Annotated in this window: 14 protein-coding genes; 13 read left to right on the forward strand and 1 reads right to left on the reverse strand. The window is 63.7% G+C overall.

Translation table 11 applies throughout. The annotated features are described in order from the left end of the window. The first annotated feature begins 102 nt into the window (after positions 1-102). The 13 genes from RBA40_RS32135 (at position 103) to RBA40_RS32195 (ending at position 13132) form a co-directional block, all read left to right on the forward strand. Positions 103-873 carry an AzlC family ABC transporter permease gene (locus RBA40_RS32135; RefSeq protein ID WP_306652864.1) on the forward strand — a complete coding sequence of 257 codons (771 nt, stop codon included), beginning with the start codon at positions 103-105 and terminating at the stop codon, positions 871-873. Further along, positions 866-1195: a branched-chain amino acid transport AzlD family protein gene (locus RBA40_RS32140; protein ID WP_306652865.1), complete on the forward strand. Its 330-nt coding sequence runs from the start codon at positions 866-868 to the stop codon at positions 1193-1195. Before RBA40_RS32135 ends, RBA40_RS32140 begins: the two co-directional genes overlap by 8 nt. A gap of 62 nt (positions 1196-1257) precedes the next feature. Further along, complete coding sequence (locus tag RBA40_RS32145; protein ID WP_306652867.1) at positions 1258-2463, forward strand: phosphoglycerate kinase; 1206 nt, start codon at positions 1258-1260, stop codon at positions 2461-2463. 48 nt (positions 2464-2511) lie between these two features. After that, positions 2512-3960 carry a pyruvate kinase gene (gene pyk / locus RBA40_RS32150; RefSeq protein ID WP_306652868.1) on the forward strand — a complete coding sequence of 483 codons (1449 nt, stop codon included), beginning with the start codon at positions 2512-2514 and terminating at the stop codon, positions 3958-3960. A gap of 160 nt (positions 3961-4120) precedes the next feature. Then, positions 4121-5185: a class II fructose-bisphosphate aldolase gene (fba, locus tag RBA40_RS32155; RefSeq protein ID WP_166877905.1), complete on the forward strand. Its 1065-nt coding sequence runs from the start codon at positions 4121-4123 to the stop codon at positions 5183-5185. A gap of 107 nt (positions 5186-5292) precedes the next feature. Beyond that, on the forward strand, positions 5293-5652 hold the full coding sequence (locus tag RBA40_RS32160) for a GFA family protein (protein ID WP_306652869.1): 360 nt from the start codon (positions 5293-5295) through the stop codon (positions 5650-5652). Positions 5653-5669: 17 nt separating this feature from the next. Continuing rightward, complete coding sequence (locus tag RBA40_RS32165) at positions 5670-6566, forward strand: phosphoribosylaminoimidazolesuccinocarboxamide synthase (RefSeq protein ID WP_306652870.1); 897 nt, start codon at positions 5670-5672, stop codon at positions 6564-6566. A 2-nt stretch (positions 6567-6568) separates the two neighbouring features. Next, entirely contained in the window at positions 6569-7069 is a 501-nt protein-coding gene (purE, locus tag RBA40_RS32170; protein WP_306652882.1) for a 5-(carboxyamino)imidazole ribonucleotide mutase, read from the forward strand. Next, positions 7066-8247: a 5-(carboxyamino)imidazole ribonucleotide synthase gene (locus tag RBA40_RS32175; protein ID WP_306652871.1), complete on the forward strand. Its 1182-nt coding sequence runs from the start codon at positions 7066-7068 to the stop codon at positions 8245-8247. Before purE ends, RBA40_RS32175 begins: the two co-directional genes overlap by 4 nt. Then, on the forward strand, positions 8244-9275 hold the full coding sequence (locus RBA40_RS32180; protein ID WP_306652873.1) for an L-threonylcarbamoyladenylate synthase: 1032 nt from the start codon (positions 8244-8246) through the stop codon (positions 9273-9275). The genes RBA40_RS32175 and RBA40_RS32180 overlap by 4 nt, the downstream gene beginning before the upstream one ends. 10 nt (positions 9276-9285) lie before the next feature. After that, on the forward strand, positions 9286-10845 hold the full coding sequence (locus tag RBA40_RS32185; protein ID WP_306652875.1) for an alpha/beta hydrolase family protein: 1560 nt from the start codon (positions 9286-9288) through the stop codon (positions 10843-10845). Between the two features lie 212 nt (positions 10846-11057). Then, complete coding sequence (locus RBA40_RS32190; protein WP_306652877.1) at positions 11058-12416, forward strand: SGNH/GDSL hydrolase family protein; 1359 nt, start codon at positions 11058-11060, stop codon at positions 12414-12416. A 35-nt stretch (positions 12417-12451) separates the two neighbouring features. After that, positions 12452-13132: an OmpW/AlkL family protein gene (locus RBA40_RS32195; protein ID WP_306652879.1), complete on the forward strand. Its 681-nt coding sequence runs from the start codon at positions 12452-12454 to the stop codon at positions 13130-13132. 47 nt (positions 13133-13179) lie between these two features. Here RBA40_RS32195 and RBA40_RS32200 read toward each other — a convergent pair whose 3' ends face one another. Continuing rightward, positions 13180-13491, reverse strand: coding sequence for a hypothetical protein (locus tag RBA40_RS32200; protein ID WP_099874991.1), 312 nt, complete (start codon positions 13489-13491; stop codon positions 13180-13182). Positions 13492-13729: the final 238 nt, after the last annotated feature.

The following is a 13729-nucleotide window of genomic DNA, read 5'->3' on the forward strand; positions in this document are numbered from 1 at the left end:
ATGAAAACAAGCGTTTCGGCGCTCACACTGATTGCGCTTCATGCCAGACCGCATTGTTTCATTTGTACCAGTTGCCAGACCCTGTTGTGGCAAGAAAACCACATGAATGACGTGACTCCGCCTTCGGCCGCGCTGCGTCCCGCCGATGAAGACCAGGCCATCTGGCGCGAAGCGTTCAAGACCGGCCTGCCGACCCTGTTCGGCATTGGTGCGTGGGGCCTGGTGGTGGGCATTGCGATGGTCAAGAGCGGCCTGACGGTGCCGCAAGCGCTGGGCATGACCCTGATCGTCTTCGGCGGTTCGGCCCAGCTGGCCTCGCTCCCCCTGATTGCGGCCGATGCGCCCATCTGGGTGGTGTTCGCCACCGCGCTGGTGGTCAATCTGCGTTTCGTCATCTTTTCCGCCTTGCTGGCCCCCCATTTCGCCCACCTGCCGTGGCAAAAGCGCTTTTTGCTCGGCTACACCGCGGGCGACCTGACGGTGGCCTTGTTCCTGCAGCGTTTCCCCAGCGAAGAACCGGCCCACGGCAAGGTGTCTTACCTCAAGGGCTTGCTGTATCCGAACTGGGTCTCGTGGCAGGTCGGCTCGATCGCCGGCGTGTTCCTGGGCAGCGCGGTGCCGACCGAGTGGGGCCTGGGCTTTGCCGGCACCCTGGCCATTCTCTGCATCATGATTCCCCTGACCATCAACCGGGCCGCCCTGTGCGGGGTGCTGGTGGCCGGCGCCACCGCCGTGCTGGCCAACGAACTGCCGTACAAGCTGGGCTTGCTGGCCGCCGTCCTGCTCGGCATGCTGACCGCCATGACGGTGCAGGAACTGAACGAAAAACGGACCCGGAAAGCCCTCGCCGCCAAGGGAGAGCCCCATGTCTGACCTCGACATCTGGATCACCATCGTGGCCCTGGCCTTTGCCACCGCCGCCACGCGCAGCTCGTTCTGGCTGATCGGCCACCACATCACCATCCCCAAGCGGGTCCAGGAAATGTTGCGTTTCGCCCCGGCCTGCGCGCTGGCGGCCATCATCGCACCCGACTTGTTTCTGGGTAACGCCGGGCAATTGCAATTGGACCTGGACAACTACAAGCTGATCGCCGGACTGGCCGCGACCGGCTATTACCTGCTGCGAAGAAATATGCTTGAAACCATCATTTTCGGCATGCTGTTCTTTACAGCATTGCGTATCTGGTTACAGTAGGGTTTTCGGGCTGGGCTTGCGGTAAAATAGCGTTCTTTCATCATTTGACTCGTGGATCGCCAATGCACGCTGTTCTGAATTTCACCCGTTTGCAAGACCTGATCGATCAAAACGCCCTGCAGGGCAAGCGCGTGTTCATCCGCGCCGACCTCAACGTGCCGCAGGATGACGCCGGCAAGATCACCGAAGACACCCGCATCCGCGCATCCGTGCCGGCGATTGCCGCCGCCATCAAGGCTGGCGCCGCCGTCATGGTCACCTCGCACCTGGGCCGTCCGACGGAAGGCGAATTCAAGCCGGAAGACAGCCTGGCGCCAGTCGCCGCGCGCCTGGCCGAACTGCTGGGCCAACCGGTCGAACTCAAGCAAAACTGGGTCGATGGTGTTGACGTCGCTGCCGGCCAGGTCGTGCTGCTGGAAAACTGCCGCGTCAACAAGGGCGAAAAGAAGAATGCGGACGAGCTGGCCCAGAAGATGGCCAAGCTGTGCGATATCTATGTGAACGATGCCTTCGGCACTGCCCACCGCGCCGAAGCGACCACCCACGGCATCGCGAAATTCGCGCCGGTGGTGTGCGCCGGCCCGCTGCTGGCCGCCGAACTGGACGCACTGGGCAAGGCGCTGGGCGCCCCCAACCGTCCGCTGCTGGCCATCGTGGCCGGTTCCAAGGTGTCGTCCAAGCTGTCGATCCTCAAGGCCCTGGCCGACAAGGTCGACAACCTGATCGTCGGCGGCGGCATCGCCAACACCTTCATGAAGGCCGTCGGCCTGAACATCGGCAAGTCGCTGGCCGAAGCCGAGCTGGTCGCCGAAGCGAAAGCCATCATCGACATGATGGCCGCGCGCGGCGCCCAGGTGCCGATTCCCGTCGACGTCGTGTGCGCCAAGGAATTTTTGCCAACGGCGGCGGCCACCGTCAAGGATGTGGCGGATGTGGCTGACGACGACATGATCCTCGACATCGGCCCGAAAACGGCGGCCATGCTGGCCGAGCAGATCGCCAAGGCCGGCACCATCGTCTGGAACGGCCCGGTCGGCGTGTTCGAATTCGACCAGTTCGGCGAAGGCACCAAAACCTTGGCGCTGGCCATTGCCGATTCCAACGCATTTTCCATCGCCGGCGGCGGCGACACCCTGGCCGCGATTGCAAAATACGCGATCAGCGATAAAATTGGCTATATCTCCACGGGCGGTGGCGCCTTCCTCGAATTCCTCGAAGGAAAAACCCTGCCGGCAGTTGAAATCCTGTTACAACGCAGTTCCCAGTAAGCCCACAGCGCAGCCCTCCCGGCTGCGCTTTCACTTCAAGGACACTCTATGTTTCGTGGTACCAAGATCGTCGCAACGATTGGCCCGGCTTCGACCGATTTCGATATTCTCGTCCGCATGATCGAAGCGGGTGTCGATGTCGTCCGGCTGAATTTTTCGCATGGCAAGGCGCAGGACCACATCGACCGCGCCAACCTGGTGCGGCGCGCCGCCGCCCAGTGCGGGCGCGAAGTGGCGATCATGGCGGACATGCAGGGTCCCAAGATTCGTGTAGGTAAATTTGAACAGGGCAAGATTTTCCTGGAAAACGGCGAGAAGTTCATCCTCGACGCCAAGTGGGGCGAGAACGGCGAACTGGGCAACCAGGAACGCGTCGGCCTCGACTACAAAGCCTTGCCGCGCGACGTGCGTCCCGGCGACAAGCTCTTGCTCAACGATGGCTTGATCGTGCTGGTGGTCGAGCGCATCCTGGCGCACGAGATTTTCACCGTCGTCAAAGTGGGCGGCGAACTGTCCAACAACAAGGGCATCAACCGCCAGGGCGGCGGCCTGACCGCGCCGGCCCTGACCGCCAAGGACATGGAAGACATCAAGACGGCCATGAGTTTCCAGGCCGACTATCTCGCCATTTCCTTCCCGAAAAGCGCGACCGACATGGAAATGGCGCGCCAGCTGGCCAATATCGCCGGCGAACCGTTCCACCACAAGCCGATGATGATCGCCAAGATCGAGCGCGCCGAAGCCATTCCCGTGCTGCAGGAAATCCTGGACGCTTCCGACGGCATCATGGTCGCCCGTGGCGACCTGGCGGTGGAAGTGGGCAACGCCGCCGTGCCGGCGCTGCAAAAACGCATGATCCGCATGGCGCGTGAATCGAACAAGCTGGCCATCACCGCCACCCAGATGATGGAATCGATGATCGTCAACGCCGTGCCGACCCGCGCCGAAGTGTCCGACGTCGCCAACGCCGTGCTCGACGGCACCGATGCCGTCATGACCTCGGCCGAAACCGCGTCCGGCCGCTACCCGATCGAAACGGTCGAAATGATGGCCGCGATCTGCCTGGAAGCGGAGCAGTCCGAGTACAACAAGCTCGACGCCGACTTCCTCAACGTGACCTTTACCCGCATCGACCAGTCGATCGCCTACGGCGCCCTGTTCACCGCGCACCACTTGCGCGTGAAAGCCATCGTGGCCCTGACCGAGTCCGGTTCGACCGCCTTGTGGATGAGCCGTCACAGCATCGATACGCCGATCTACGCGCTCACGCCGAGCACCACCACGCACCGCAAGGCTGCGCTGTACCGCAATGTGCGCGCCTACAACCTGATGCAGGAAGGCGACAGCACGGCGGTGCTCAAGCAGGCCGAGGATTTGATGGTCGCCAAAGGAATCGTCAAAAAAGGTGACATGATCGTCGTCACCTGGGGCGAACCGATGGGGCAGGTCGGCGGCACCAACGCACTGAAGATCGTGCGCGTCGGCGAGTTTGGTTAATTGAATTTCGCCGCGCCCCGGGTGGGCGCGGCATGCATCGAATGTGCGGCCGCGGCTGAATCACAGCCCCCGCCGCCGCTGTTCACAAGCGTTGCGCGCTACCCGCGCGGTCTGCGCTCCCGTGGCAGCAAAACCGGTTTCTATTGTTTGGAGTATTACCATGTCCCTCGTATCCATGCGTCAACTGCTGGACCATGCCGCCGAAAACGGTTATGGCCTGCCTGCGTTCAACGTCAACAACCTCGAACAGGTGCAGGCCATCATGGCTGCCGCCGACGCGGTCGGCTCGCCAGTCATCATGCAAGCGTCCGCTGGCGCGCGCAAGTATGCCGGCGAAGCCTTCCTGCGCCACCTGATCGATGCCGCCGTCGAAGCGTATCCGCACATTCCGGTCGTCATGCACCAGGATCACGGCCAGTCGCCGGCGGTCTGCATGACCGCCATCCGCTCCGGCTTCACCTCGGTGATGATGGACGGTTCGCTCGAAGCCGACGGCAAGAGCGTCGCTTCCTACGAGTACAACGTCGACGTGTCGCGTGAAGTGGTGAAATTCGCGCACTCGATCGGCGTGACCGTCGAAGCCGAACTGGGCGTGCTCGGTTCGCTCGAAACCATGAAGGGCGACAAGGAAGACGGCCACGGCGCCGACGGCCTGATGACCCGCGAACAGTTGCTCACCGACGTGGCGCAAGCCGCCGACTTCGTGCAGCGCACCCAGTGCGACGCGCTGGCAATCGCCATCGGCACCTCGCACGGCGCCTACAAGTTCACGCGCAAGCCGACCGGCGATATCCTCGCCATCGACCGCATCAAGGAAATCCACGCGCGCATCCCCAACACCCACCTGGTGATGCACGGCTCCTCGTCGGTGCCGCAAGAACTGCTGGCCATCATCCGCGAATTCGGCGGCGACATGAAGGAAACCTACGGCGTGCCGATCGAAGAAATTCAGGAAGGCATCCGTCACGGCGTTCGCAAGATCAACATCGACACCGATATCCGCCTGGCGATGACCGCGGCCGTGCGCAAGTACATGTTCGAGAACCCATCCAAGTTCGACCCGCGCGACTTCCTGAAACCTGCGCGCGAAGCGGCGACCGAGATCTGCAAGGCGCGCTTCCTGTCGTTCGGCTGCGAAGGCCAGGCCGCCAAGATCAAGGTCATGACCATGGACCAGATGGCCGAGCGTTACAAAAAAGGCGAGCTGGCCCAGATCGTGAAGTAAACTGCAGGATGTTTTGCAGTACGAATAAACCGTAACACCCGCACGCGCCTTTGGGCGCGTGTGTTTTTGTCCTGTCATTATCGCTGTTTTTTTGACCATCTTTCATCATGTACACAGGCAGCTGCCTCTGCGGCGCGGTCCGCTACGAAATCCACGGCGACGTTGACCACGCCAGTATCTGCTGGTGCACCATGTGCCAGAAGCAGCATGGCGCGGCCAACGGCCCCTATGCCAACGTGGCTTCCTCGGCACTGCGCATCGTCGCCGGGCTTGAGGCGATCACGCGCTACGCGTCCTCGCCCGGCGTGGAGCGTACGTTCTGCGGCGTGTGCGGCGCCAACCTGACCTGGCAGATGGCCGAGCACAGCAGCCGTATCGCCGTCACCCTCGGCACCTTCGACACGCCCTACGAAGGCCTGGTGACAGATGAATTGCATACCGATAGCAAGCCGGGCTGGCTGCCCTAACCACCTCAAGGATTCACATGTCTGGCGTTCTCGAAACAAACCTGAAGTCCCTGCCTTTCCTGCACCGTGGGAAAGTCCGCGACATTTACGCCGTTGGCGACGACAAATTGCTGGTCATCCAGACCGACCGCCTGTCCGCCTTCGACGTCATTTTGAATGAGCCGATCCCCGAAAAGGGCAAGATCCTGACGGCCATGTCCAATTTCTGGTTCGCCAAGTACAAGGACCTGATGCCCAACCACGACACCGGCATCGATCCGGTCTCGCTCGTGTCGCCCGAGGAACGCGCGCAGGTCGAAGGACGCGCCATCGTGGTCAGGAAAATGACCCCGCTGGGCATCGAAGCCATCGTGCGCGGTTACCTGATCGGTTCCGGCTGGAAGGATTACCAGAAAACCGGCAAGGTCTGCGGCATCGATTTGCCGGCCGGCCTGCAGGAAGCGCAAAAATTGCCGAACGTGCTGTTCACGCCATCGACCAAGGCCCCGGCCGGCGCCCATGACGAAAACATTTCGTTCGACGAAGCCCAGAAGATCGTCGGCGCCGACATCGCCACCCAGGTGCGCGACTACGCGATCAAGCTCTACACCGCCGCCGCCGAATACGCGGCCACGCGCGGTATCATCATCGCCGACACCAAGTTCGAATTCGGCCTGGACGAGCACGGCACCGTGCACCTGATCGATGAAATCCTTACACCGGACTCCTCGCGCTTCTGGCCGATGTCGAGCTACCAGGTCGGCATGTCGCCGCCGTCGTACGACAAGCAATTCGTGCGCGATTATCTGGAAACGCTGACCGACTGGAACAAGGCCGCGCCAGCGCCGACCGTGCCAAGTGACGTCATCGCCAACACCCGTGCCAAATACGTCGAAGCGCTCGAGCGCCTGACCGGCGAAACGCTGAAGGCTTGATGATGAGCACTCCAGAAAACAAACCCCTGGTCGGCATCGTCATGGGTTCCTCGTCGGACTGGGAAGTCATGCAGCACGCCGTCAACATGCTCAAGGACTTCGGCGTCCCGTTCGAAGCCCAGGTCGTTTCGGCCCACCGCATGCCCGATGACATGTTCGCCTACGCCCAAAGCGCCCGTGCGCGCGGCTTGCGCGCCATCATCGCCGGCGCCGGCGGCGCCGCCCACTTGCCCGGCATGATCGCGGCCAAGACCATTGTGCCGGTACTCGGCGTGCCGGTGCCGTCGCGCTATCTGTCGGGCAAGGATTCCCTGCTGTCCATCGTGCAGATGCCTAAGGGCATTCCGGTCGCCACCTTCGCCATCGGTGAAGCGGGCGCCGCCAACGCGGCGCTGGCGGCGGTTGCCATGCTGGCCTGCACGGACGACGCGCTGGCCGCGCAACTTGAGCAATTCCGCGCGCGCCAGACGGCCGCTGCCAAGGCTTCGGTCCTGCCAGTATGAGCAAGCAGCACTCTCCTTTTTTGCCGCCGGCCCGTCTCGGCGTCATGGGCGGCGGCCAGCTCGGCCGCATGTTCGTGCACGCCGCCCAGGCCATGGGTTTCAAGGTGGCCGTGCTGGAAGCGGCGCCCGACAGTCCTGCCGGGCACGCCGCCGACAGCCTGATCGCGGCCGATTACAGCGATGCCCAGGCGCTGGCCCAGCTGGGCCAGTCCTGCGTCGCCGTGACCACCGAATTCGAAAACGTGCCTGCCGACAGCCTGCGCCTGCTGGCCACGCACGCCTTTGTCGCACCGGGCGCCGACTGCGTGGCGATCGCCCAGGACCGGATTGCCGAAAAGCGCTTCCTGGCCGGCTGCGCGGCGCGTTCCGGGGTTCCCCCGGCGCCGCACAAGACCATTGCCACGCCGGACGATATCGATACCATCGAGGATTTGCTGCTGCCGGGCATCCTCAAGACGGTGCGCATGGGTTACGACGGCAAGGGTCAGGCTGTGGTCCGCACCCTTGACGACGTGCGCGCGGCCTTTGCCGCCATGGGCGGTGTCACCTGCCTGCTCGAAAAAATGCTGCCGCTGGCCTACGAAGTGTCGGTCCTGACCGCGCGCGGCGCCGATGGCGAGTCGGTGGTCTACCCGATCGCCGAAAACGTGCACCGCGACGGCATCCTGTTCACCACCACCGTGCCCGGCCCGAACGTGTCGTTCGATAGCGCCGCCAAGGCCCAGCAGGCCGCCAGGGTCATCATTGACGAACTGGCCTATGTGGGCGTGCTGTGCATCGAATTTTTCGTGCTCACCGACGGTTCGCTGGTGGTCAACGAAATGGCGCCGCGTCCCCACAACAGCGGCCACTACACGATGGATGCCTGCGTGACCAGCCAGTTCGCGCAACAGGTACGCGCCATGGCGCGCCTGCCGCTGGGCGATGTGCGCCAGCATTCGCCGGCCGTCATGCTCAATCTGCTGGGTGACATCTGGTTCGCGCCCGGCTCGGACAGCCCGTGCGAACCGGCCTGGGCCGAGCTGCTGGCGCTGCCCGGCGCCTGCCTGCACCTGTACGGCAAGGAAGCGGCGCGGCGCGGACGCAAGATGGGCCATGTGACCTTCATCGCGCCGACCCTGGCGCAAGCCCAGGCCCAGCTGGCCGCGGCTTGCACCATTCTCGGCATTCCGGCATGACGGGCGCTCCGCTCGACCTGCCCGCCATTACGGCGGCAGCCCGCCTGCTGGAGCAGGGCCGCCTGGTGGCCTTGCCGACCGAAACCGTCTACGGCCTGGGCGCCGATGCCGAGAATCCGGAGGCGGTGGCCCGCATCTACCAGGCCAAGGGGCGTCCGCAAGACCACCCGGTCATCGTCCACGTCGCGCCCGGCGCCGACCTGGGCTACTGGGCGAGCGCCATTCCCGCCGAAGCCGAGCAGCTGGCGGCCGCCTTCTGGCCCGGCCCCCTGACCATGATCCTCAAGCGCGCCCCCAACATTCCGGATGCCGTCTCGGGCGGCCAGGATACGGTCGGCCTGCGCTGCCCCTCGCACCCGGTCGCCATTGCGCTCTTGCAAGCGTTCAAGGGCGGCAGGGGAGGGGTAGCGGCGCCCTCGGCCAACAAATTCGGCCATGTCAGCCCGACCACCGCCCAGCACGTCATTGACGAGTTCGGCACTGACGGCACGGTTGATGCCGTGCTCGACGGTGGTCAGAGCGCGGTCGGGATCGAGTCGACCATCGTCGATCTGTCGCGCCTGGCGACGCATGGCCCGGTGCTGCTGCGCCCCGGCCACATCAGCGCCGAAGCGATCGCCGCCGTCATCGACGCGCTGCCGGCCGCTCCGGACGCGGCCGCCCCGCGCGCCTCCGGCACCCTGGAATCGCATTACGCGCCGCACACGCCGGTGGCCATGCAGGGCAGCCATGAGATTGCCGGCACCCTCGCACGATTGAAGGGCGCAGGAAAAAATGTCGCTTTGATACACTACTCGCACTTCCCGGATGTGTTCGCTGAGAGTCAGTTACCCACAAGCCCGGAAGGTTTCGCACACGCACTTTATGCGGCGCTACGCGCGATGGATACGGCCGGGGCCGACCTGATTCTGGTCGAAGCACCGCCGCAGGACGATGCCTGGCTGGGCGTAAACGACCGTTTGCGCCGTGCCGCGCATGGATCGACTGGCATCGTGCACGGCCTGCTCAACCACGAACCATTTTCCTGACGGATTAATCATGCGCCTCGCTTTCGCTGCCCTCCTCACCCTATCATTAACGGCTTGTGGAGGCAGCGACGACGCGCCAGCCCCGACGCCGACGCCCACGCCGACCCCGACTCCTACCCCGACACCGACCCCAACGCCGACCCCAACGCCGACCCCGGCGCCGGCCCGCAGCAGCGTGATCGGTGGCGGCGCCGCCGTGATGCCGGTCAGCGCCAACGGCGCCAACATCACGACCCTGGAGCCGGCCGTGTTCAGCAAGCTGCTCGACACGCTCAAGGGCGGCACCACCGCACTCACGGGCGACCTCAAGTGCGCCGTGACGACCTACAAGGTGCGCTACAACACCGTCGGCGGCGTCAACGAAGCGACCGACGCCAGCACCGCCATCATGGTGCCATCCGGCAGCGCTCCCGAGTGCAGCGGCGCGCGTCCGGTGCTGCTGTACGCGCACGGCACCACGTCCGACCGGAACTACGACATGTCGACCCTGAGCAGTACCGAGTCGCGCCTGGTCGCCGCCATGTTCGCCGCGCGCGGCTTCATCGTGGTCGCGCCCAATTACGCCGGCTACGACAGCTCGACCCTGGCTTACCATCCTTACCTCGATGCCGCCCAGCAATCGAACGACATGATCGACGGCTTGCGCGCCGCGCGCAGCGTGTTCGGCGCCGTCAAAACCAGCGACTCCGGCAAGCTGTTCGTGACCGGCTACTCGCAGGGCGGTTACGTGGCCGTGGCCACCCAGCGCGCCATGCAGAACCTGGCCGGCGAATTCAAGGTCACCGCCGCGGCCGGCATGTCCGGTCCGTATGCGCTGGCCCAGTTCGGTGACGACATGTTCAACGGCAAGCCAGGCAAGGGCAGCACCGGTTTCCTGCCGGCGCTGATCAATGCCGGTCAGCGTGCCAACGCCGGTGTGTACGGCGCCGCCAGCGACCTGTACGAAGCCCCGTTCGCCGCCGCGGTCGACAAATTCGCCAGCGGCGCCATCACCGTGGAAGAATTGCTCAAGACCCCGGGCTGGCCCGACAACGCCCTGTTCGCCAAGGATTCGCTGCCCCAGGCCGACGGCTACGGCGATTCTTTTGGCAGCGGCAACCTGTTCAAAACCAGCTACCGCAACGCTTACCTGGCCGATCTGAAAGCCCATCCGTGCAGCGTCACGGCCGGGGCCCCGCTGGCTTGCGCGCCCGAACATCCGCTGCGCAAGCTGTTCGTCAAGAACGACCTGCGCACCTTCGCCCCCGCGGCGCCGCTGCTGCTGTGCGGCGGCCATGAAGACCGCACCGTGTCGTACCTGAACACGCGCGCCGCGGCCGACTATTTCCGGGCCGGCAGCGCCGCGTCGATGGTCACCGAAGTCGATCTCGACGATACCCCGGGCAGCACCGATGCGTACCGCTCGGTGAAGGTCAACTTCGCCACCGCCAAGCTGGCCGTCAAGCTCGACGCCATCAAGAGCGGCGAATCGGGCGAGCGCGCCGTGGCCGACAACTACCACGCCGGTCTGGTGGCGCCGTTCTGCCTGAGCGCCGCGCGCGGTTTCTTCAACGCCGCGCTCGCGCCCTGATCGCATCGTCACCACGCCTAAATTAGCGCACGGTTGCCGGGAACGATTGATATAATCCGGCAACTTTTTTATGCTGCGCCTTCTGTTGCACTGAACTGACATTCTGCCAAGGTGTTTTCCTATACAAGTAAGGGGAAGACTGGCATATTAGTTAGGTAGGGAAAAGCACGGGCGTTCGTTTAATAAAAATATAAATTTCACCAGGAGACACAATGCGTCACACAAATTTTGCGCTGGCTTTGCTCACCGCAGCGGTACTGAGCGCTTGCGGCGGCAGCGAAACCGGCAATCAGGAACTGAAAACCAAATTCTCATCCCAGGTCTCGTTCGGCGACAGCCTCGCTGACGTGGGCACCTACAACGTCGGCACCGTCAAAAACCTCGGCGGCGGCAAGTACACCATCAATGGCGACAACACCGCCAAGAACCCTGCACTGACCGGCAAGAACTGGACCGAATTCATGGCGGCCCAGTTCGGCCTGCCCGCACCGTGCCCGGCCCAGACGGGCCTGGACGGCGACGCCAGCAAGGGCTTTTCGGTCCCGGTGGTCAACAACAACGCTTGCCTGAGCTATGCCCAGGGCGGCGCGCGCGTCACCAATCCAGTCGGGCCCGGCCACAAGCTGACCGGTTCGGCCATCGGCCAGCTGACCGTGCCGATCGCCACCCAGGTTGCCAACCACCTGTCGCGCAACGGCGGCAAGTTCAAGGGCGATGAAGTGGTGCTGATGATCGGCGGCGGCAACGACGCCCTGGCCATGCTGGGCGAACTGGCGGTCAACGCCCCGGCGGCCGGCAAGGCTGCTGGCAACAAAGCCTTCGCCGCCAACCTGACCGGCCAGCTCGCCGCCGGCGCGACCGATCCGGCCGCGGCCGCGCAAGCCATCGGCGGCGCCATCATGGCCGAATCGCAGCGCCCCGGTTCGACCCAGCAAAGCACCGTTGGCGCAGCCGTCCAGGCTGCCGCAACCCAGCCGGGCAACCAGATGGTCGGCCAGGAATCCGTGTACGGCCCGATGGTCGCCAAGGCCATGGCTGCCGCCGAAGCCGAAGGCGCCAAGGCCGGTGCCGCGTACGCCGCCGAGCAAGGACCGAAGATGATTGCCGCGATGGGCGTGGCAGGCGATGAAATGGCGGCACTGGCGAAAACCCAGGTGGTCGGCAAAGGCGCCAATTTCGTCGTCGTCAACAACCTGCCCGACCTAGGCCATGCCCCGGCGGCAACGGCGAAAGGCGCTCCGCAGGCGCTGATCATCGCCATGGTCGACAAGTTCAATGCCCACCTCAAGGCAGGCGTGTCTGGCGAATCCAAGATCCTGTATGTGGACCTGTGGGCCATCAGTAACGACCAGATCGTCAATCCGGCGCCGTACGGCCTGAGCGAAACCAAGAAACCGGCCTGCGGCGACAATGCCCTGGGACATACCTCCCTGGTTTGCAACGGCAGCAACACGATTGCAGGCGATGTCAGCCGCTACATGTTCGCCGATGACGTGCATCCGACCCCGTTCGAGAATTCGCTGATCGCGAAATACGTGGCCGAGCAGATGATCGTCAAAGGCTGGCTGTAAGCCGGCCGCACACATAATAAGAACCTGGAGAAAAAATGAAATTACGTATGAATAGCGTCGGCAAGGCAATTGCCGCGGCGGCCGTGATGGCAGTCGCGTCGGGCGCATCGGCGCAGTCGGCCGGCCAGTGGACCGCCAAGGGCGGTGTTGCCGAGATCACCCCGAAGGTCAAGAGCGGCGACGTCAGCGCGCCTGCGCTGCCGGGCACCAAGGCCGCCATCGGCTCCGATACCAAGCCGGTGTTTTCGTTTGCCTACGGCCTGACCGACAATGTGTCGCTCGAGCTGGACCTGGGCATGCCGTTCAAGCACACCTTGTACGGCGACGGCGCCATCAAGGGTACGGGCGAGCTGGGTACGGTCAAGGCACTGCCGCCGACCTTCCTGGTCCAGTACCGTTTCTTCAAGCCGGAAGCAATGCTGCGGCCGTACTTGGGCGCGGGCATCACCTACGCCTATTTCGCCAAGGAGACCGGTTCCGGGCGCCTGACCGCGATCAGCGACATCGGTGGTCCGCCGACTACCTTCAAGGTCAAGAACAAGCTGGCCACCAGCCTGCAGCTCGGCCTGGTGTACAACATCAACGACCGCTGGTTCGCGGACGTGGCGTACATCAAGAGCTTCCTCAAGACCAAGGTCGATTTCTCGTCGGGCCAGACGCAGGACCTCACGCTCGATCCGCAAGTGATCAGTGTCGGGATCGGCTACAAGTTCTGATGTAAAAAAAACCCGCTTCGGCGGGTTTTTTCATGGCGGGTACCTTGTTATCTCAGAATGCCGAAGGTGTTCGCCACCCTGACCGAGGCGGTTTTCAGCAACTGCGCGTCAAGACCGAGTTCGTCCCAGGAAAAATTGAGTTCGACCACGTGCGGCGTGGTCCGGCAGAAATCCGGATTGACGCGCACGATTTCCAGTGCCAGCGTGGATCTTCCCGGCGCACCTTTCGGCATGCGCACCTCGAAGTCTTCTTTCTTCGTGCAGCCGGTGGACTTGACCCACAGTGTCAGGCTTTTCTCGTCAAATCTGATACCGTGCAAGCGTTCCAGTTCTTCTTTCCGCGAAACCGAGGTGTCCATATTATTCTCCATTTGAAAGAATGCTCAAGTGAGCGAAGCGCTGCGCCCGCGGCGTCGCCATGGCATGCAGCTTCGTCTCCCTTGCCTTGGAGACGTGGCGTTAGCGAATGATAGAAAAAGCGCTGTCCCCGGCACTTAATCTGGATCACGATCCCGGCGGTCAGCCTCGGCCGCGGCGGCGTCCTGGACATGAATGAGGGACGAAAAAAAACCCGCCGTGGCGGGTTTTCTCATGTTG

Source organism: Massilia pseudoviolaceinigra (assembly GCF_030846505.1).
Classification (GTDB): domain Bacteria; phylum Pseudomonadota; class Gammaproteobacteria; order Burkholderiales; family Burkholderiaceae_D; genus Telluria_A; species Telluria_A violaceinigra.